Origin of the sequence: Prevotella disiens (assembly GCF_900454955.1) — a bacterium.
Classification (GTDB): Bacteria; Bacteroidota; Bacteroidia; order Bacteroidales; family Bacteroidaceae; genus Prevotella; species Prevotella disiens.
Map to the genome: position 1 here is coordinate 225,499 of NZ_UGTL01000002.1, position 21,406 is coordinate 246,904.

At 39.9% G+C, this 21,406-nt stretch carries 19 protein-coding genes; 7 read left to right on the plus strand and 12 right to left on the minus strand.

From position 1 onward, the window contains the following. Positions 1-80 precede the first annotated feature (80 nt). The 3 genes from DYI03_RS11430 (at position 81) to DYI03_RS11440 (ending at position 3,187) form a co-directional block, all read left to right on the plus strand. Entirely contained in the window at positions 81-602 is a 522-nt protein-coding gene (locus DYI03_RS11430; protein ID WP_021669526.1) for a hypothetical protein, read from the plus strand. 1,134 nt (positions 603-1,736) lie between these two features. Further along, entirely contained in the window at positions 1,737-2,387 is a 651-nt protein-coding gene (locus tag DYI03_RS11435) for a DUF4923 family protein (RefSeq protein WP_021669524.1), read from the plus strand. A gap of 374 nt (positions 2,388-2,761) precedes the next feature. Continuing rightward, positions 2,762-3,187, plus strand: a complete 426-nt coding sequence (locus DYI03_RS11440; protein WP_025064587.1) for a lysozyme family protein — start codon at positions 2,762-2,764, stop codon at positions 3,185-3,187. Between the two features lie 111 nt (positions 3,188-3,298). On the opposite strand, the gene tilS is transcribed toward DYI03_RS11440, so the two are convergent. Genes tilS through DYI03_RS11455 form a run of 3 tightly spaced genes read right to left on the minus strand, consistent with a single transcriptional unit; the run spans position 3,299 to position 6,563 of the window. Next, positions 3,299-4,684, minus strand: a complete 1,386-nt coding sequence (gene tilS / locus DYI03_RS11445; protein ID WP_021669521.1) for a tRNA lysidine(34) synthetase TilS — start codon at positions 4,682-4,684, stop codon at positions 3,299-3,301. Next, complete coding sequence (locus tag DYI03_RS11450; protein ID WP_021669520.1) at positions 4,674-5,882, minus strand: class I SAM-dependent rRNA methyltransferase; 1,209 nt, start codon at positions 5,880-5,882, stop codon at positions 4,674-4,676. Before DYI03_RS11450 ends, tilS begins: the two co-directional genes overlap by 11 nt. A 9-nt stretch (positions 5,883-5,891) precedes the next feature. After that, positions 5,892-6,563 (minus strand): 3'-5' exonuclease, encoded by a 672-nt coding sequence (locus tag DYI03_RS11455; protein ID WP_021669519.1) that lies wholly within the window; start codon positions 6,561-6,563, stop codon positions 5,892-5,894. A 100-nt stretch (positions 6,564-6,663) separates the two neighbouring features. On the opposite strand from DYI03_RS11455, the gene DYI03_RS11460 reads away from it, so the two are divergent. The 4 genes from DYI03_RS11460 (at position 6,664) to DYI03_RS11475 (ending at position 11,983) form a co-directional block, all read left to right on the plus strand. Next, positions 6,664-9,120: an FtsK/SpoIIIE family DNA translocase gene (locus DYI03_RS11460; protein ID WP_021669518.1), complete on the plus strand. Its 2,457-nt coding sequence runs from the start codon at positions 6,664-6,666 to the stop codon at positions 9,118-9,120. 64 nt (positions 9,121-9,184) lie between these two features. After that, positions 9,185-9,796, plus strand: coding sequence for a LolA-like putative outer membrane lipoprotein chaperone (locus tag DYI03_RS11465; RefSeq protein WP_021669517.1), 612 nt, complete (start codon positions 9,185-9,187; stop codon positions 9,794-9,796). A 24-nt stretch (positions 9,797-9,820) separates the two neighbouring features. Continuing rightward, positions 9,821-10,306, plus strand: a complete 486-nt coding sequence (locus DYI03_RS11470) for a DUF4112 domain-containing protein (protein WP_004355371.1) — start codon at positions 9,821-9,823, stop codon at positions 10,304-10,306. 804 nt (positions 10,307-11,110) lie between these two features. After that, positions 11,111-11,983, plus strand: coding sequence for a sigma-70 family RNA polymerase sigma factor (locus DYI03_RS11475; protein ID WP_004355248.1), 873 nt, complete (start codon positions 11,111-11,113; stop codon positions 11,981-11,983). Positions 11,984-12,065: 82 nt separating this feature from the next. Here DYI03_RS11475 and DYI03_RS11480 read toward each other — a convergent pair whose 3' ends face one another. The 9 genes from DYI03_RS11480 to DYI03_RS11515 all read right to left on the minus strand — a co-directional run bounded on the left by DYI03_RS11480 (position 12,066) and on the right by DYI03_RS11515 (position 21,398). Next, positions 12,066-13,403, minus strand: coding sequence for a YihY/virulence factor BrkB family protein (locus DYI03_RS11480; protein WP_021669785.1), 1,338 nt, complete (start codon positions 13,401-13,403; stop codon positions 12,066-12,068). 31 nt (positions 13,404-13,434) lie between these two features. Then, on the minus strand, positions 13,435-14,697 hold the full coding sequence (locus DYI03_RS11485) for a CobW family GTP-binding protein (protein ID WP_021669784.1): 1,263 nt from the start codon (positions 14,695-14,697) through the stop codon (positions 13,435-13,437). A gap of 561 nt (positions 14,698-15,258) precedes the next feature. Beyond that, entirely contained in the window at positions 15,259-15,531 is a 273-nt protein-coding gene (locus DYI03_RS13330) for a hypothetical protein (protein WP_147287683.1), read from the minus strand. Between the two features lie 26 nt (positions 15,532-15,557). Then, on the minus strand, positions 15,558-16,826 hold the full coding sequence (nqrF, locus tag DYI03_RS11490) for an NADH:ubiquinone reductase (Na(+)-transporting) subunit F (RefSeq protein ID WP_021669125.1): 1,269 nt from the start codon (positions 16,824-16,826) through the stop codon (positions 15,558-15,560). 7 nt (positions 16,827-16,833) lie between these two features. Continuing rightward, positions 16,834-17,460: an NADH:ubiquinone reductase (Na(+)-transporting) subunit E gene (gene nqrE, locus DYI03_RS11495; RefSeq protein ID WP_004355374.1), complete on the minus strand. Its 627-nt coding sequence runs from the start codon at positions 17,458-17,460 to the stop codon at positions 16,834-16,836. A gap of 2 nt (positions 17,461-17,462) precedes the next feature. After that, positions 17,463-18,089, minus strand: a complete 627-nt coding sequence (locus DYI03_RS11500) for an NADH:ubiquinone reductase (Na(+)-transporting) subunit D (protein WP_004355403.1) — start codon at positions 18,087-18,089, stop codon at positions 17,463-17,465. Positions 18,090-18,124: 35 nt separating this feature from the next. After that, entirely contained in the window at positions 18,125-18,835 is a 711-nt protein-coding gene (gene nqrC, locus DYI03_RS11505; protein ID WP_021669127.1) for an NADH:ubiquinone reductase (Na(+)-transporting) subunit C, read from the minus strand. Positions 18,836-18,846: 11 nt separating this feature from the next. After that, positions 18,847-20,001: an NADH:ubiquinone reductase (Na(+)-transporting) subunit B gene (locus DYI03_RS11510; protein WP_021669128.1), complete on the minus strand. Its 1,155-nt coding sequence runs from the start codon at positions 19,999-20,001 to the stop codon at positions 18,847-18,849. 44 nt (positions 20,002-20,045) lie between these two features. Then, entirely contained in the window at positions 20,046-21,398 is a 1,353-nt protein-coding gene (locus DYI03_RS11515) for a Na(+)-translocating NADH-quinone reductase subunit A (protein ID WP_021669129.1), read from the minus strand. Positions 21,399-21,406: the final 8 nt, after the last annotated feature.

Here is a 21,406-nt window from a genome sequence, read left to right on the forward strand (position 1 = left end):
GCTCTTTCATACAACATTTAAACCATTTGTACGTTATGGAGTCAAAGCATAAAAATAAGAATTTTCAAACTCAATAAAATATGACAACATTAAGAAAAATCGCCTTGGCAATCATTGGTTTAGCATTCACAGCCACAACTTACGCTCAGGATTCACAACGTGTTTACGAACAAATTTATAAAAGTTCTTATAAAATCGCAGCCAACAAAGCTGAAGATACTGAGTTGCGCAAGATTGCTTCGTTCAAAGTAGATGCCATTTCCTACTTGAAAACTAAGACATTAGAGGCTTTCTCTGCCCCTAATGCAAATCTTAAAAACGCCGATATAGCCCATTTGAACAATCAATTGGATTCAATGGCTTATTACATGTACGATTACGTAAACCTATATTTGAAGGAATATGCCAAAGCGTCTACCGAAAAAGAAAAGATTCGTGTCATGAGGATTTTCCGTGATTCAAGCATCAACAACCCTTTGTATGGCGATGAAGATAAGGAATTAGTTTTAGCTTATTACAATCGAGACGACTATCCTACTCCATTCTCTTTGGATACAAACTGGATTTTAGCACTCGCAGAAGCAAAAGAAAAGTTGAAATAAATAAAGACAAACCGTAGAAAATTAGCTATAAATACAATGCAAAACCCCACCTACTTCAACAGCAGGTGGGGTTTTCCCAATTTAGTAAAAAACTACATTGGTCGTACTAATCAATCATCTAAAATACCAAATCATATCTTGTTAACCTTAGGCACAATTGCCTTACAATCTTGTGATTTCCGCTTTATTGAAGGTTATGTCAACATTATTTATCACTACTAACTATTTGTCCAATCCAAAGATATGCCAGCGAGCGCAAAGAAAGTTTACTTTCAATTTGCCGAGTGCAGCTATATCTTATGCAAAGATATTGCAAAAGAGCGCAAAGAAAGTTTACTTTCAATTTGCCGAGTGCAGCTATATCTTATGCAAAGGTATTGCAAATTTGAAAAAAGAAAAGTATTTTTGTATTTTAAATAACCTATATGCTATACAAACGATTGCACATTGAGACTCAAATTTAAGGCATACACAAATATTTAAACATTAAAAAGAGGGAGTTTATAGGACAAAGCACACGAAATGAATAACAATTCGCCTAAAATAAATGTCCCAACAATTACTTGTTGGGACAAAAAAGATTGACTGTCTCACGACAACCAATCTTCAAACCTTAATAATCTAATACCATGAAAAACACGTTGCAAAGTTATCGAATAATTGTGTTCACTACAAAAATATTATGTTAATAAATAATAATATGACCCAAAACGGTTATATTAAACGCTTTAATACTATCATTTTTGCGCTATTTATGCTAAAATTCTGGATAATTATTAAACAAAAGCGCTAATCACTTCATCGGTAAATGCACGATTGTCGTATAGTTCTTGAACCAGAAATTTTTCAGAATGATAGTTTTTTGCTGATGAAAACAGATTTTTTAATTTTTCAAACAACCGCTTTTGCTGCTACACCAACGTATGACAAATCTTCATTTCGTTTAAAAAAACATCATAATAAAGCCATTCCATAGGGAAAAATCCCCTATACTCTAATCAAATAAAGGGAATTCCCTCAGAACATAAGGAATTTCTGTTTGACCAATCCAACCTTTCTGCGTACCTTTGCAAAAGAATTTGCGAAGTAAATTCCAAAAGTTAAGAAAGGAAACAAATATAGATATACGGAATTATGAAAAAGAATTATTTTGCAGCTGCGGCGATTGCAGCGCTTGCATTGACATCGTGCGGAGGATTAGGAACAATGAGGGATACCAATACTGGTAGCACAACGGGCAACATTCTTGGAAGTATCATTGGTGCAGCTACCAATGGAGAAACAATTAGTAACATTCTAACATCGGTTATCGGTCTTGATAAGTTATCATCTCGTAACTTATTGGGTACATGGCGATATAATGGTCCTGGTTGTGCCTTTACTTCAGAGAACGCTTTGGCAAAAGCTGGTGGCGAAGTTGCCGCTACCGAAGTGGAACAGAAGTTGGCAGCACAATACAAAAAGATAGGATTTAACAGTCAAAACACCTATCTGACTTTCAATCAAGACGGAACTTTTTCAGCAAAGATTGACGGTAAGCCTTGGAATGGTCAGTACACTTTCGACGAAAGAACTCAGAGTATCAATTTTAGTGGTTTCTTGCTAAATTTGAAAGGCTACGTTAAGCGCGAAGCGAATGGTATTAGCGTTCTATTCGAATCTCGCAAAGTACTTTCATTGCTCCAAACCATTTCAGCAATGTCAGGCAATTCTACGCTTTCTTCCATTGGCGATATCTCAAAGAATTATGACGGAGTGCGCATCGGCTTTGATATGCGCCCATAATAGGATTTAGCGAATGCGCTAATCCCTTTTTAGAAGCGCGATAGAACGCATACACTCATCAATGCCTCCAATCCTCCTGCTGCAAACAAGGAGTGTTGGGGATATTTTGTTAATTGTAACATTTAAAGCGCTAAATATTAACAATTGAAATTACCAAGATTTTTAGCATTTTTAAAGGAAGGTTATCATACAAACGTTACCATCTATAATTTTGTTAAGTAATCCTTAATAGATTGATTTTCAGCATTTTTTTGCTTACCTTTGCACTTAGTAAACATGAAATCAAGACTTCGTCGCGCAAATTCTCACGCCCGTCAAGTCGCAAAAAATACCATTTTATCGGTATTTTTATAGATTTCGGAAAGTAAAGAATAATGAGAATTATTAAATTATTTAGTGTAACAGTTTTAATGTCTTTGACTTCGTTCTCTGCTAGTGCAGAGGCAGTCGTTTCAAAAGAAAAGTTTAATTGGCGACCAGTGATGGACGCAATCATGATGGTAGAGAGTAGAGGTAACGCAAAAGCAAAAAATGGACCTCACGTTGGTATCTTACAAATCTCATCAGGTATCGTAACAGCTTGTAATAACATTTTAAAAAGCCAAGGTAAGGCTCTACGCTACACACTTGCCGACCGCTTTAGCCCTAAAAAATCGCGCGAAATGTTTGTGCTTTTCATGTCAAAATACAATCCTAAAAACAATATTGAGAAAGCGATTAGAATGTGGCATGGAGGTGAAAAATACACCATAAAAGGGAGTCAAGCCTATTATAATAAAGTAAAGAAATACTTGAGATAAAAAATGTAACCCTTTCAACATCAGTTGAGAGGGTTATTTGTTTTTAAACATATTTTATCAAGCGATGTAATACGCCGTTTAAATAACTTTTCTACATCTTTTGGTTTTATTTTAGCACAGAGAAATTCTATAAACAGCGTTTGTTTCAGCAGTTACTCTACCCTTTTCGCTACTTCTTCTGCCCACAACCCAAACGATTTCTCCTGCCGAATCTGTGAGAACGAGTTGGGCTTTTTTGTCTAAAACATTTACTTTTTCATCGGTAAGATAGTCGCTCACAAGTTTAGAACCCGTCATACCAAAGGGACGAAAGCGGTCGCCAGCAGTCAAAGGACGCAGCGTAAAGGGAAAATTTACTTTTAAAACGTCCAACATAATTTCATTTTTTTGCCGAGAAAGGACAAAGTTTTCGTCTACTTTTTCATACTGAATGCAGAGCGAAAGTTGGTCAGAATAAATATATTTACCCACCTCTTGGATTCTTAAAGTGGGCATTTCTCTGTCTTTTTTACGCGAAATCAATATAAAGTTTCTATTGAATAAAAGTATATAATCATTTGTTATATACTGTTTTCCGCTTTGCAAATTTAAATTTTCTACAATGCTTTCAATCATAGAAGCGGCGAATCCGTATGGCGTGAGCAAATAAAATAGGAAATACGAGGGTGAAACGAAAGCACGAAGGCGAACAATATCAATCTGCAAAGAAGGCAAATCTGTTGTTGGTAATCCTAATTTCAAGGCTTCGAAGAATGCTTTTGGGTCAGTTGTGTCGGCAGTAACAATAGAAGAAAAAGCCGATTCTAACGTTGAAAAAATGATTTTATTCGCTTCGTTTACATTATTTGCCATGCGCATAACAGCATTATCGAACGATGGATTCATCTTGCGCAATTCTGGAATAACATTTAATCTCAGCTTGTTACGCTTTACATCGTTTATTAAATTGGTGCTATCCGTAACAAAATTTACCCCCTTTTCCTTTAAAAAAAGTTCTATTTCGTGTCGTGAACAATCTAACATTGGTCGAACGATGTTGCTATTTTTAGGGCGAATGCCCACTAATCCACGCATACCAGTGCCACGAATAAGGTTGAGTAAAATTGTTTCTACCGAATCATCTCGGTGGTGAGCGATGCAAATTGCATCAGCTTGAATATCACGTCTAAGGTTTTCAAAATAGCCATAGCGTAAGGTTCGAGCCGCCATTTCAATGCTTACTTTATGTAATTCTGCATAAAGTATTGTATCAAAGTGAATTAAATGAAATGGAACATTTAGTTTTTCGCAGAGTTTTTTGCAATATTCTTCATCACGATTGCTTTCCTCTCCTCGTAAATTAAAGTTACAATGCGCTGCTTCAATGTTATATCCTAAGTGTTTAAGCACCAATAAAAGCGCAACAGAATCAGCCCCACCAGAAAGTCCAACAATATATTTGCCGTCCTCATGGAGTAAATGATGCGCTTCAATATAAGCTTTTACTTTATTCAACATACAAGACAAGCCCCTTTAAATATTCCCCTTCCAAGTGGTAAATATTAATTGGGTGGTCGGCTGGTTGGTGTATTTGGTGTAAGATACGAACCCTTCTACCAGCCTGAGCAGCAGCAGTAAACACCGCTTGGCGGAAGTTTTCCTTTGTTACAACTTGCGAACAACTAAAGGTAAAGAGTATGCCTCCTTTCTTAATGCGTTCGAAACCTTTTACGTTTAATCGGGTATAACCACGCAGACCATTCTTTAAAGCACTGCGATGTTTGGCAAAAGCAGGTGGGTCAAGTATGATAAGGTCGTACTTTCCGTCGTTATCATCAAGATATTTAAAGGCATCTTCGCAAATGGCAGCATGCCTTTTGTCGTTAGGAAAGTTAAGTGCGATGTTCTGATTGGTTAGTTCTACCGCCTTTGCCGAACTATCAACCGAGTGTACCATTTTAGCTCCACCACGCATAGCATATACAGAAAATCCGCCCGTATAGCAGAACATATTCAGCACAGAACGACCTTTGGCATAGTATTCCAATAGACTTCGATTCTCACGTTGGTCTACAAAAAATCCTGTTTTCTGTCCTTTCAACCAGTCAATATGGAATTTTAATCCATTTTCAATGGCAATATTATTTTCCGTATCCCCATAAAGGAAACCATTTTCTTGTCCTAAATCGGCTTTAAATGGTAGGGTTGTTTCACTTTTATAATAGATACTATCCACATTTTCGCCCAAAACAGCTCGCAGCGCATCTGCTATTTCGTAACGAGCCACATGCATTCCCACCGAGTGAGCCTGCACAACGCACGTTTTATCGTAAACATCAACGATTAATCCAGGCAGATTGTCGCCCTCACCATGTACCAAACGATAGGTCGTATTGATAGTTTCGCCCGTTGTAGCCACCTTTTCGGCAGGACGAATAACTCCTATGGCATTGCGAACTTCCAATGCTGCAGCCAAACGACTTTGCCAAAAGTCGGCATCAATAGCTATATCGCTGAACGAAAGAATGCGCACCGTGATAGAACCAATTTGATAATGACCTACACCGATGAAGTCTTCGTTATGCGTATATACCTTAACAAGGTCGCCCTCTTCCAAATTTTCGTCCATTTTGGCGATAGCACCAGAGAAGACCCATGGGTGTTTACGCAATAAACTCTCCTCTTTCCCTCGTTTTAATTTTATTTTTTTGTACATAATAATCGTCTATTTATCGGTGGATTCGCTATTTTCTGACTGTCGTGATACCACTTTTTCAGGTTCAGCTACCTTTATTGTTTCGTAATTATTGGTAGAACGCAACGCACGCAGTCTTTCATAAATTTGAATACATGCCCATGCGTCCGTCGCAGCATAAAGTTTTTGCTTGTCAGACAATATGGGTGCTTCCCAATTAGATAGTTGTTCGCGTTTTGTGATGCGCTCGTGAAAGAGGTTAGCGTATAGCTTTTGCAAACTAAGGTCTTCTATTCCAAACTCTTGTACAATGTTCTGCAAATCAATAAACTTGCCAGTTGTGAAGTCTGTACGTTTGTGCAACATCATGAAATCATCATGCAATGACAGTCCAACTTTGGTAACCGTGGTATCTTCCAATAAGCGAATGATGCACGGAGGCATACCGATTAAATTTAATCGGAATAGGAAACACACATCGTGAGTGCTCACTTGCAACAAGGCAACCTTATGATGCTTCCCTTTACAGAATACAGGTCGTGTTTCAGAATCTATGCCAAGAATATCGGCTGACAATAAATAATCAACCGCTTTTTCGGCTTCCGATTCGGTCAAAACTACCACAATCTTGCCTGGGAAAATAACTCTTGGCAAGGTGGAAATCTTCTTTTTATCGAACTTATTGTATAATGTAGTAATCATGATGTCTATTTCGTTTTGCAAAATTAGCAAATTCTTCTGAATTTATACCCTATTTTCTCCCAAAATTTTCGTACTTTTGCATTTGGTTAAACTTTTCATAATGGCAAAGAAGAAAACAGAGAAAAAGCCGAAGACATTTACTGAGGCACTTGGAATCAATTATATTATCAACGATAAGACAGGGTTTGTATTTGGATTAATCTTACTCTGTTTGGCTATTTACCTTATTATTTCCTTTGTAAGCTATTTTAATACGGGGCAAGCCGACCAAAGTTTGGTTATGGCGTTGCGACCTGGTGAAATAGAAAATACCGCAAAGGAGTTTCAAAACTATTGTGGGTCGGTAGGAGCCTTGCTCTCTTACTTCCTCATCGCACGTTGTTTTGGTATTCCAGCCTTCATCATTCCATTTTTTATCATCGTTTGTGGTGTTAAAATGATTAAGGCTTACGAGAAAGTAAACCTTTGGAAATGGTTCTTTGGTGCTGCTTTGATAATGATTTGGAGCAGTATCACCTTCGCAAAGTTTGTTACACCTATCATGGGAGAAAATGTTTTCAACCCTGGTGGCGACCATGGTGCATTCGTGGTTGAATACATTGAAAACGTAATAGGTCCTCCTGGACTTATTGTTATCTTGGTGGTTACGATGATTACCTTCCTCACTTACATCACTTCGGAAACCATTACGGTGGTTAAAAAGATGCTCAACCCTGTGGGATACCTTCGCGATAAAGTGAAGTTTACCATTGTTCGCCGCCATGGAGATAAGGAAGTGGTGAAAGAACTCGATGACGCTGTTGATGCAAAAGAGGTGGAAGAATTTCTTTCTACCGAGCCACAAATGGTTGATTTCTTGCAGGATAACATACCAGAACCAATTGTAAAACCTACTGAATTAGAGGTTACGCCGATAGAAAAGCCGAAGAAATCGGCAAAAAATGATGCTGAAATCGGTTTGGAAGTGGAGCGTCCTAACCACGAAGAGAAAACTTTGGGCAAGGTTGTTGCAAGCAAGGAAGACTTATCAACACCTATTAACCCACACGAACCTTTCACAAAATGGAAGTACCCTACCCTCGCTTTGCTCAAGCAATATGATTCTGACAGCAACGTAAACTTCGTTGATAAGGACGAATTAGAAGCAAATAAAAATAGAATTATTAAGGTTTTGAGCGACTTTGGTGTACAAATCAGAAGTATTCGTGCTACGGTTGGTCCTACCATTACGCTTTACGAAATTACGCCTGCACAAGGTGTTCGCATCTCAAAGATTAAGAATCTTGAGGACGACATAGCCCTTAGCCTTGCCGCAATCGGTATTCGTATCATTGCACCAATGCCAGGTAAAGGAACCATTGGTATTGAAGTGCCAAACGCAAAACCTTCTATCGTGTCAATGTTCTCTATCTTGAATTCACGAAAATTCCAAGAAAGTACGATGGAATTGCCAATTGCTTTGGGCAAAACCATTACCAATGATGTTTACATGGTAGACCTTGCCAAAATTCCACACTTGCTTGTTGCGGGTGCAACGGGTCAAGGTAAATCCGTAGGACTGAATGCTATTATCACCTCTTTATTATATAAGAAGCACCCGAACGACTTGAAAATCGTATTGGTAGACCCTAAAAAGGTGGAATTTAGCATCTATGCTCCAATTGCCAAACCATTCATGGCAGCCGTAGATGAGAACGCTGACGAACCAATTATCACTGATGTTCAAAAGGTTGTGAAGACATTAAAAGGTCTTTGCGCACTCATGGATAATCGTTACGACTTGCTAAAAGCTGCTGGCGCACGCAACATCAAGGAGTACAACAAGAAATATTTAAGTCATCATCTCAACCCTGAAGAGGGTCATGAGTTCATGCCTTACATTGTCGTAATTATTGATGAGTTCGGCGATTTAATCCTTACTGCGGGCAAAGAAATCGAAATGCCAATCACACGCATTGCCCAATTGGCACGTGCCGTAGGTATTCACATGATTATTGCCACCCAACGCCCTACTACTTCCATTATTACGGGTAACATTAAAGCCAACTTCCCTGGTCGCATTGCGTTCCGTGTAGGTGCTATGATGGACTCTCGCATCATACTTGACCGCCCTGGTGCGCAGCAATTAGTGGGTCGAGGCGATATGCTTTACCTCAATGGTGGCGAACCAACTCGTGTGCAATGTGCTTTTGTTGATACGCCTGAGGTTGATGAAATTTCTAAATTTATAGCCAATCAGCCAGGTCCTCGTTCTCCATTGGAAATTCCTGAGCCGATGACAGAAGACGGTACTGTTGGCGGAGGCAGTTTGGACGAAAACTTAGACCCATTATTTGAGGAGGCAGCTCGTGCCATTGTGCTTAATCAACAAGGTTCAACGAGTATGATACAACGCCGTTTTGCCATTGGTTACAATCGTGCTGGTCGCTTAATGGACCAAATGGAAAAGGCTGGAATTGTGGGTGCTGCCCAAGGTTCAAAGCCTCGCGAAGTGCTTTTGAGCGACGAAATGAGTTTAGAGTCATTGCTTTCAAGTTTACGCGGCAACCGTATGTAATATAATAAGGTGTAGTTTTACACTGTTTCTGTAAATTTTAAATGAAAAAGAAAGGAATTAGAATATGAAAACAAAAAGAAATATTATCATAGCGTTGGCATTTTTTCTTTGCGCCAATGCCTTTGCCCAATCATCTGCCCAAGCTCGCAAAGTGTTAGACCGTGCTGCTGCCATTGTTGGAAGTCGTAGTGGTGCTGCCGCAAGTTTCTCAATTTCTGGTGGAACAATGGGACGTACCACAGGAAATATTGCTATCAAAGGCAACAAATTTAAGGCTACCACACCCCAAGCTACCATTTGGTTTGACGGGAAAACCCAGTGGTCGTACATGAAAAGTACCAACGAAGTGAACATTTCTACTCCTAATGAGGCACAACGCATGTCGCTCAACCCTTATGCCTTTATTTCAATGTATCGCAATGGCTACAATATTTCGATGAAAACAAAGGGCAATACGTATGTGGTTCATCTGAAAGCCATGCACCCAGCACGCTCTGTTCAAGAGTTTTACATCACTTTGTCCAAGTCATATCACCCTAAAATAGTCAAATTATTACAAGGAAAAAAATGGGTAACCATTTATATCAATAATTTCCGCACCGCTGCGCAACCCGATTCGCTTTTCCGTTTCTCACGTTCCAATGCGCCTTCGGCTGAAATTATCGACTTACGTTAAAATCTTTCCGCACAAGTTACCTATATGAACGACGAAAAGCGCAATATCGCTCGCCAACGTTTGCAAAATAGCAAGGCTTATCAACGATTGGAAACCATACAGAAAGTTTTAGACCAATACTGCCTTGACGGTTTTATGGGTCTAATTCCTTACGGTATAGGCGATGTTATTTCTGCGCTTTTCAGTGTTGCTTATGCGTGGTTTGCCTTGACCAAAATAAAGAGTACCCCACTCACTTTGGCAATTATTTACAACACTTTACGCGATGTTCTGTTAGGTTTAATTCCTTTTTACATTGGCGACATTATTGACTTTTTCCATCGTTCCAACCGTCAGAACATGCAGTTGGTACGAGGATTTGTTGAGGGCGATGTTGCAACCATTAAGGAAGTAAACCGACAAGCTGTGAGTTTATCCATACTCATCATCATTTTCCTTATCCTCATTTTTGCTTTAATCTACTTTGCTGTTGTTACTGCTCAATGGATTTTTAACCTTTTTGCCAATTAATTTATTAACATCTGCGACTTGATAGCATTTTTAAGAAAATCAAAACCGCCTATTTTGAAGCGCAAAATAGGCACTTTAAGGGCGCAAAACAATAGGTTTTCGGCGTAGGGGCGGAATTTATTCCGTTCCGCATAATCAATTTAGACAGTTTGAACATGAAAAACAGAACGGCGTAGGGGCGTGATTTATCACGTTCCTAACAACCTGCGTATGGTTTGCTTATTAGGAACGGAATAAATTCCGCCCCTACATATTGCCAAGTGCAGCTATATCTTATGCAAAGGTATTGCCAACGAGCGTATTGCCAACATATTTCCTTGTAGGGGCGTGATTTATCACGTTCCTATCAGCCAAGTATTCCTTTTTTCTATTAGGAACGGAATAAATTCCGCCCCTACATATTGCCGAGTGCAGCTATATCTTATGCAAAGATATTGCCAACGAGCGTATTGCCAACACGTTTTGTAGGGGCGTGATTTATCACGTTCCTATCAGCAAAAATTATCTCTATTAATATTAGGAACGGAATAAATTCCGCCCCTACACCGACCTGCTTATATTCCGCTATAAGAGTACTAAAACACTCAAAAACGAATCCCCTTTTTTCTACTCAGCCATAATCCACTGAATTAAAATAAGCCTATAATTACTTCGTTTTTGCTAAATACAACTTTGTTTTATAGTTTTCTTAACATAAAAAATAAAGTTTGACTTGATTATATGGATTATTTTTTGTAACTTTGCACGAAATTTCGTTCTTTTGAGCGCAATTTAATCCATTTTAATCAGGAAGTATTTTATCGAATGAGACAACTTAAGATTTCAAAAAGTATTACCAATCGCACCAGCGAGGCACTTGACAAGTACTTAGTGGAGATTGGTCGTGAGCCAATGATTACCGTTGATGAAGAAATTGAGCTTGCTCAAGAAATTCATAAAGGCGGCAGAAAAGGTGAACGAGCAAAAGAAAAACTAATCAAGGCTAATCTTCGATTTGTTGTTTCTGTTGCAAAACAATACCAACATCAAGGATTGTCGCTTACCGACCTTATCGATGAGGGAAATATCGGCTTAGTAAAAGCGGCTGAAAAGTTTGATGAAACTCGTGGCTTTAAGTTTATCTCATACGCAGTTTGGTGGATTCGACAAAGCATTTTGCAAGCTATTGCAGAGCAAAGTCGCATCGTTAGATTGCCACTGAACCAAGTGGGAGCAATCTCAAAGATTAACCAAGTGTCAAATGAGTTCATTCAGAAACACAATCGTCGTCCGTCTATTCACGAATTGGCTGACTTAACAGGCATTGACGAAGCACGTATTCGACAAAGTCAAAGTGCCGACAATCACCACATGAGTATTGATGCTCCATTTAGCGATGACGATGACAACTCGATGAGCGATATGTTGGCGTCAGGTGATGACTCACGAACAGACAAAGCAGTGGATTTTGAATCGATGTCTGACGACCTTAATGCTGTATTACAAAATACGCTGAAAGACCGTGAACGCAGAATCGTGATAGAATGTTTCGGCATTGGGTGTCCTGAAAAGGGGTTGGAAGAGATTGGAACGGAAATGGCTTTGACGCGTGAGCGTGTACGCCAAATTCGTGAAAAGGCTATTGAGAAAATCCGTTTAAGCGGTAATGCAAAGGTATTAATGAAATATCTTGGATAGAAATATCCGTTTTTAATAAAATTGATAGCATAAAAGGCTCCACGTTTGTGGGGCCTTTTTGGGTTGAAAAGGGTGATTTGCCTTACAAATCGGTTGCCTTTAAATCTTTTATTTTTATAGTGCTGAGGTCGGAAAGATAAGTTTTGTGAGTCTTCAAAATAGTGTTCAACCATTGTTTATCGAAGTCTTTATGCTTGCGAATATCGAAGAACAAAATTTTATTCTTTGGCAATGTTTCTAATAAATCGACCATTTCGCCCACAGTGATAGTGTCTGTATCGCGTGTAGGCGTATAGGTTACGTCTTCAGAATTGGTGGCTCGGTTTGATGAAACAAGTTTTATTTCGCAAAGTTTTGCAAGAATATCCACGGTTACACGGATAGGTATGTGGGTCAAATTCTTGAGTTCGTAAGCAGTATAGGGCTTTTTGCCTTCTGAAAAACGATGACATATCAAGCTAAGCATGAAGGCACTCATGAGTAAGAAGTCGTTATGATTGACATCGCTGGTTTGTACCAAATACTCATAATATTCCAAATTTTGATTGGCATAGCTCAATTCTGCGCAAAAAAGGCAAATATGCCACGATACTTGCATCCAAAGCATGAACAAAGGGAGGGCAGCAAGCGAACCATAAATGGCATTATAGGAAGTTAAAAATATTTGTCCGTGAATGTAAACTGCTTGCAAACAGAGCATTAGAAAGCTTGCAAGCATAGCGGGACATATTACTTTCATGATTTTTATCTTTGCGTTGGGCATGAAAGTATAAAGCACAACAAACATGACGGTGAGGATAAGCCACGGCACAACATAATGGAACGTGAATCGTGTCAAAGTTCCTACAAATAAATATTGGGTTAATCCTTCGACATAACTAAAAACAAAGATGCTCAATCCCGACATGACGATGATGCCAATGGGCATGAGAAACATCATAGCGGTGTAGTCTACAATGATTCGGCTAATCGGTCTTGCTGTTTTTACTTGCCAAATATCATCGAAAACTGACTCAATATTGTGTATCAAAGCGATGACACTATAAAGCATAAACACCAAGCCAATTCCGATAAATAGCCCTGTTTGGGCGTGTTCTAAGTAGGAACGAGTAAGATTTATGAGCCAATCGGCAACTTGTGGTTGCGCTGAAAAACTCTCACGGAACACACTTTCGATATAAGTTCCAAAGCCAAATCCGTTGGCAATGCCGAAGATGATAGCCACAATAGGTACAATAGCAAGAATGGTTGTAAAGGCTAATTCGGTAGCAGCAGCAACGTGTCCTTGCTCCAAATATAGCTTTACTGCCAAATAAAGACGTTGCAGCAGACCAATCAATCGGCTTTTTTTGACCGACTGATTGATATCTGTTTGCCACATTCCGATGGTAAGGAAATGTTTTATATCTTCTATTTTCATGCTCAATCTATTGTTTCAGCGTTCGGAACACCTATTTCAAACACTTATCAAGTTCGTTGCAAATGGCTTCCTTGTCCATATTTTGCCCGATAAACACGAGTTTTTGCATTCGGTCGCCGTAAGGTTCTTCCCAATCCTTCTTCAATCGTGGGTTGCGCTCTAAGAATTCACGTAATTCAAAGGCTGGCATGGTGGCATACCACTGTCCTGCGTTGCGCAAAGTAACCTGTTTGCCAGCTTGTTCGAACACATAACAAATGTCTTTTTCATGCTCAAAATAGCACAAACCCTTGCAGCGGATAACGCTTTTTGGCCACTTTCGTGCTACGAAATCATCGAAGAAATTTATATCCATTGGACGTCTTGCATAATAAACAAACGTGCCGATGTTGTATTCTAACGCTTCCCCACTCTCTTCGTTGTGCAAATCGTCGTGGTCGTGGTGATGATGGTGGTGATGTCCATGCTCATGATGGTCGTGATGATGCCCTTCATGCTCATGGTGATGTTCGTCTTCATTGTCATCGTGGTCGTGATGATGCGGTTCGTCATGGGTTTCCTCTTCGTTTTCAATGGCTGCTATCCATGAAGCTGACGTAGCTACAGCATCGAAATCGAAGTTTCTATTGTCCAAAATCTTGTCAAAATCAATATCGCCGTAGTTGCATTCCAAGATTTCTGCCTTTGGTTGCAAAGCTCGGATAATGCTTTTTACTTTTTCAAGTTCTTCCTTTGAAACATCATCTACCTTGTTGAGAATGATGTAATTGCAAAATTCTATCTGCTGAATAATAAGATTTTCTAAGTCGTCTTCCTCCAAATTTTTCTTCATTAGGTCGTTGCCCGCAGAAAATTCATCGCACATACGACGCGCATCAACCACGGTTACAATGGCGTCCAACACAGCTTTGCCGTCTTTGGCAAACTCTGGATAAAGTTGAGGGTAGGCACTAATGCTCTGTGCGATAGGTGCTGGCTCGCAAATTCCACTCGCTTCGATGACAATATAGTCGAATTTTCCCAATTTTACAATGTCGCTCAACTGTTGCACTAAGTCCATTTTCAGTGTGCAACAGATGCAACCATTCTGCAAAGCAACCAAAGAATCGTCGGCTTGGTCTACAACGCCACCCTTTTCAATTAAGTCTGCGTCAATATTTACCTCTCCAATATCGTTCACAATTACTGCAAACTTAATACCCTTGTTATTGCTTAATATTTTATTGACCAAAGTAGTCTTTCCACTTCCTAAATAGCCAGTCAAAAGAAGTACTGGAATTTCGTTCTTATTCATATCTTTTTCTTATCCTTTATTTTAAATTGTATTACGCAAAGATACAATTTTTATTCGACAAATAGGCATTTTCTCAAAAATATAGCATATAATTTAAAGTTTAAAAAGAAACTTTGCAACTTTGCCGCAGCTTTGAATAATATTAAATCGGTGCAAAAGCATAGCAATAAAACCAACGATTTCGTTAAGCCACACGAAGTATACAAATGAGCAAAGCGAAATTTGAACATGCTCGTGGCGAGAAATCGCACTTTGAAAAAGAACGATTTCGTTAAACTACACGAAGCATACAAATGAGCGAAACGAAATTTGAACATGGTCGTGACGAGAAATAGAACCTTTCGAGCAATGATACTTTGTAGGGGCGTGATTTATCACGTTCCTAATACACTAAAATTTGCGGAGAGGAACGTGATAAATCACGCCCCTACAAAGTATCATAACTTGCCAGAAAGCAGCTATTTTGCACTCTAAAAGAGAACGATTTCGTTAAGCCAGACGAAGCATGCGAAAGATATTGCAAGCGAGAACAAAGTTCAATTTGTAGCGTGCAGCTATATCTTATCCAATGAGTGAAACGAAATTCGTACATGCTCGTGGCGAGAAATCGCACTTGAAAAAGAACGATTTCGTTAAGCCAGACGAAGCATGCGAAAGATATTGCAAGCGAGAACAAAGTTCAATTTGTAGCGTGCAGCTATATCTTATCCAATGAGTGAAACGAAATTCGTACATGCTCGTTGGAAATAATAAGAGTGTAAGGTTTAGTAGAATCCAAGAAAAAGGTGGAAACTCTATTGCGTTTCCACCTTTTAATATGTTTTCTGCGTTCATTCCTTTGTTTTAAGGAAAGAAAGCTATTATCCGAAGTCATCGAAGCGGATAGCATCTTTCTCTACGCCGAGGCTATCAAGATAGTCGGTAACGGTTTTGATGAGCATAGGAGGACCGCAAAGGTAATATTCACAATCTTCTGGGGCTTCATGGTCCTTCAAATAAGTATCGCGAATGCAATTAACCGCAAAACCTTGATAGTATTTCACACCTGCTGCATCAGCAACTGGGTCGGGACGGTCTAACGATAAGTGCATGTGGAAGTTTGGATATTCCTTTTCCAATTCCCAGAAATCTTCCAAGAAGAAAGCTTCACCCAACGCACGCGCACCATAGAAGAAGTGCATTTCACGGTCGCGTGTGTGCAAAGTCTTGAGCATGTGCATGATTTGACTACGCAAAGGAGCCATACCAGCACCACCACCAATCCAAATCATTTCTTTTCCTGACGTAAAGTTAGGTGCAAATTCACCATAAGGACCACTCATCATAACCTTGTCGCCTGGTTTGAGGCTAAAGATGTAAGACGAACCGATACCTGTTGGTACATTTTGGAATCCTACTTGTGGACGTGGCAAGAATGGAGTGGTAGCAATACGCACAGTGAGGGTAATGATGTCGCCCTCAGCAGGATAGTTCGCCATTGAGTAAGCACGCACGGTGTCTTCAGGGTTGCTTGCTTTAAGCGAAAGAATATTGAATTTTTCCCATGTGCCAAGGTAATCCTTACCGATGAGTTCCTTATCGAAATCCTTATCGTAGTCGATGCAATCGTACTTAGGAATGCGGATTTGAGCGTACGAACCAGGCACGAAATCCATGTGTTCGCCTGGCGGGAGAGCCACTTTAAACTCTTTGATGAAAGACGAAACGTTCTTGTTTGAAATAACTTCGCATTCCCACTCTTTCACACCCATGATTGATTCAGCCACTCGAATAGAGAGGTCGCCCTTGACTTTGGCTTGACAGCCCAATCGCCAGTTCTCTTTTATTTCCTTACGAGAGAAGTGTGGACGTTCAGAATCAAGTATTTCGCCCCCACCCTCTTCTACTTTACATTTACATTGACCGCAACTTGCTTTACCGCCACAAGCCGAAGGAAGGTAAATACCGTTCTCGTTGAGCGTTCCCATAATGGTTCCACCCTGTTCTACTTCTATCTTTCTATCGCCATTAATCGTGATTGTTACCTTTCCGCTTGGGCTTAAATATTTCTTTGCCACAAGAAGAATAACCACCAAAAGGAGGATTGTAACCAAGAAAACAGCAATGCTATATAATATAAATTCTGCCATTTTGATATTAAATTTTAAGTCCTGAGAAGCACATCATAGCCATTGCCATAAGGCCTACAGTAATAAAGGTGATGCCCAAACCTTGCAAGGGCTTTGGTACATCAGAGTATTCCATTTTCTCACGAATAGCACCCATTAGCACAATAGCCAACATCCAACCAATACCAGAACCGAGTCCGTAGATGACAGCGTCCCAGAATGAGCCGATGTATTGTGAACTTGCTGGGTCAAGTCCAATGCGTTGTTGCATAAAGAGCGATGCTCCCATAATGGCACAGTTCACAGCGATGAGTGGAAGGAAGATACCCAATGCACCATAGAGAGAAGGAGAATATTTTTCAACAACCATTTCAACCAATTGCACAATACCTGCAATGACGGCAATGAAGAGGATAAAACTCAAATAAGAGAGGTCTACGCCTTCCATTAAACAGTCTGGGCCAAGCACTTTTGTTTGCAAAAGATAGTTGGCAGGCACTGTTACAACGAGTACGAAAGTAACCGCTGCACCCAATCCGAACGATGTTTTCACATTTTTAGATACCGCAAGGAATGAACACATTCCAAGAAAGAATGCGAATATCATGTTGTCCACAAAGATGGAGCGGAAGAATAAACTTATTAAATGTTCCATAATTATTTTTCCTCCTTATAAAAATATGCACGATGAGCCCAAATAACGCAGCCGAGGAGTATCAATGCCATGGCAGGCATAGCCATCATACCATTATCAACATACCCCATATCGTAGAAACTTTGTGGGATAATTTTAAAACCGAGCAAGCTGCCACGTCCGAAAAGTTCTCGGAAGCCACCCACAAGGATTAAGATAAACGCATAGCCTAATCCGTTTCCGATACCATCTAAGAAACTTGGCCAAGGTTTATTGGTCATTGCAAAGGCTTCCAAACGTCCCATAAGGATACAGTTTGTAATGATAAGACCCACGTAAACAGATAGTTGTACGCTAACATCGTAGGCATATGCCTTCAAAATTTGGCTCACAATGGTTACGAGAGCTGCCACAACGACAAGCTGCACGATAATACGAATGCGATTAGGAATAGTGTTTCTGATAATTGAAACAATAACGTTTGAGAAAGCAGTAATCACTGTTACCGCCAATCCCATTACGATAGAAGGTTTCAATTGTGAGGTTACTGCCAATGCTGAGCAGATACCAAGCACTTGAATTAAGATTGGGTGGTCTAAATTCAGTGGGGTCATGAAAACCTCTTTATTTTGTTTAGAGAACAAACTCATAATTTTTTGTTTTTATTATTTATTGTTCAAATTGATTACTTATTTGTAAGGAACTTCTTATAAGAGGCAAGACCACCTTTTTGTCCTTGAAACATCTCTGTTACACCGTTGCTTGTGAGGGTTGCTCCTGTAACGGCATCAACTTGAGTTTTAGGGTTGTCAATCTTTTTAGTTACACAAAAGACGATGTTTTGCTTTTGTGCGTCGAAGAGAGTCTTCCCTTTGAACTTATCTTGCCAAGCCTTATTATCTTTGATTTCAGCACCCAAACCAGCGGTCTCGCTTTCGTGGTTGAAGTAAACGCCAAAGATAGTCGATTTATCGGCATTCAAAGCGATGAAACCATTGATTGGTCCCCAAAGTCCATTGCCATAAACAGGAATTACATACTTGTCTTGTCCGTCCACTTTACAACGGAACAAAGCCAACTTTCCTGCCTTTGCATCAGCACTATTAAGCTTAAAGCCAGCCTTCACACCGCCTTGTTCGCCCTTTTCTACGACCTTTCCATTCTCGTCAATCACATCATCAGCGATAATGATTTTTTTCCAAAGCTGTTCTGCTTCGGGGTTAGTCATGTCTCTATTTTGGTTGAGAGCAAACAAAATTTGCTTTTGGTGGTCGAGCTGAACATTCACATCTTGCGCAGGTTTCAATGCTTGAAAAACGAAAGCAAGCAAGAAAGCCACCACAACAACAAGTACAATCGAATAAATGATAGTGTAAGAATTGCTATTTGTTTTCATTTTTTGCCTCCTTAGTTTTTAGCACGTTTAGCACGTTTGTTGATGTTTGATTGTACCACACAATAGTCGATGAGTGGAGCACACATATTTCCGAAAAGGATAGCGAGCATCATTCCTTCAGGATATCCTGGGTTCAACACACGAATAATGACTGCCATAGCACCTACCAAGAAGCCAAAATACCATTTACCCGTTTCGGTTCTTGCAGATGTTACAGGGTCGGTAGCCATGAAGATTGCACCAAAGCAGAAGCCACCCAAGACGATATGTTCGTACCATTGCAGTGGACTTGCGCCTGTAGAGTGGAATAACCAGCCCATAGCCGCACCACCGAGGAACACACTAAGCATGGTTTTCCAACTGGCAATGTTAGTCCAAATTAAGATGAGCGCACCGATTGCGATAGCAATAACTGACGTTTCACCCACAGAACCTGGTATTAAACCAATAATCATATCGTTCAACGAAGTGTTCACATCCGCCCCTTGTGCGATTTCACCCAATGGGGTTGCCATTGTGAAACCGTCAGGAAGAGTATATCCAAATCCGAAAGCTTGCGTTGTTGAAGTCCAAATTGTATCGCCTGTCATGCTTGCTGGATACGAGAAGAAAAGGAAAGCACGTGCTCCTAATGCCACGTTAAAGGTGTTCATACCCGTTCCGCCAAAGATTTCTTTGGTGAATATCACGGCAAAAGCTACTGACAATGCTAACATCCAAAGGGGTAAGGTGATAGGAATGATAAGGGGAATAAGAATACCACTTACCAAATAGCCTTCTTGAATTTCCTCGCCTTTCCATTGCGCCCAAGCAAATTCGATGCCAAGACCAACGATATAAGATACTAAGATTTTAGGCAAAAGCATGATAGCACCATAAAGGAACATGCCCATAAAGGTGGCTTCGCCTAATTTTCCAGCAGCTAATGCGTTTTGATAACCGATGTTGTACATACCGAACAACATTGCAGGAATCAAAGCAATCACTACCATGCTCATAATTCGTTTTGAATCGATGGCATCATGGATAGACGTTCCGCTCTTAGAAGTTTCGTGAGGAACGTATAAGAAGGTATCCATACCATCGTAAATACTCTTGAAAGCATGCAATTTTCCACCTTTTTCAAATTGTGGACGCAACTTATCAAGATAATTTCTTAAACTCATATTTTAATCACTTAAAGTTTAATATTCTCAAATAATATAAAAGGTTACGCGTTTTCCTTTCTTAGAATGTCCAAACCTTTACGCACAATTTGTTGTAATGGTTGTTTTGAACTATCCACAAACTCTGCTAATGCAAAGTCTTCAGGACTAACTTCGTAAATTCCGAGTTGTTCTTGCTTATCAATGTTACCCGAAACAATAGATTTAATAAGGTATTCACCATAAATATCCATTGGTAACATGCGGTCGTACTCGCCACTCATAATGATATGACGTTCGCCGCCTTTGATGCGCGCGTCCAAATCGTATTCCTTATTCTTTCCTAAAAGCCAACTGAAATAGCTTCGTGATGTAGAAAAATCTTTGAAACGTGGCATTATCCAACCAGCCATTTCGTCTACATCGTCGCCTTCTGGCATTGCAACAATCTCTGAAGTATGCGCACCGAGGTATGAATTTTCGCCTGCAATGACTCCTGTCAATGGGTTTCCGTTCAATATGCGCACATGTTCTGTTGTTGTAAGTTTATCTTCCAAAATGTTTTTGATAGGTGTTCCCACCAAGGCTTTCACATAAGAAGGCTCTTTCACCTTACTTCCTGCCACTGCAACCAATCGTGTTAAGTCTACTTTACCTGTCTTAAACAATCGCCCGAAAAAGATAACTGCGGTTGGTTCTACTGTCCAAACCACTTCTCCTTTGTTTACAGGTGATAGATGATTAACCTGAACTCCTACGTTTCCAGCTGGACAAGGACCGTCAAAGACATTGATTTCTACGTCCTTTGCCGCCGTCAATGCTACATTACTTTGCTTTGCGCCAATTGACAAATAAACTTTTGCAATCTTTGAGAGTGCGGTTAATCCTGTTTGAAACGCTTCTTCCTGTCCTTCAAGTTCATACTCGAAGTCGCCTTGTAATGGTTTATCTCTTAATGCGGACACAAAAATAGCCTTCGGCATTGTGTCGGGAGTGGTTGAAACAGCATACGGTAGTTGGTTAATATAACCAAATAACCCCGCTTCCAGCAAAGCCTTTTTCACCTCTTCGCCATTGATTTTCGATAGGTTTTTCGCTCCGAAATCTACGGCTTCTTGGGTTTCGTCAGCTTCAATGCTTACATAGAGAATCTTCCTTCGTTCTCCTCTAACCACCTCTTTCACAATTCCACTCACTGGTGATGCGAATCTTATTTCCTCAGAATTCTTGTTCACAAAAATTGCTTCTCCAGCTTTAACATGGTCGCCTGCCTTTACAGCCATCTTAGGTGTTACGCCTACAAAATCATCGGGAACGAGCGCAAACTCTTTCGATAACTTCGTTGGCATAGTTTGTTTTTTAGCACGCCCTTTGAGTTTTATGTCTAAACCCTTACGCAACCTTATTAAATTTACCATACTTTTAG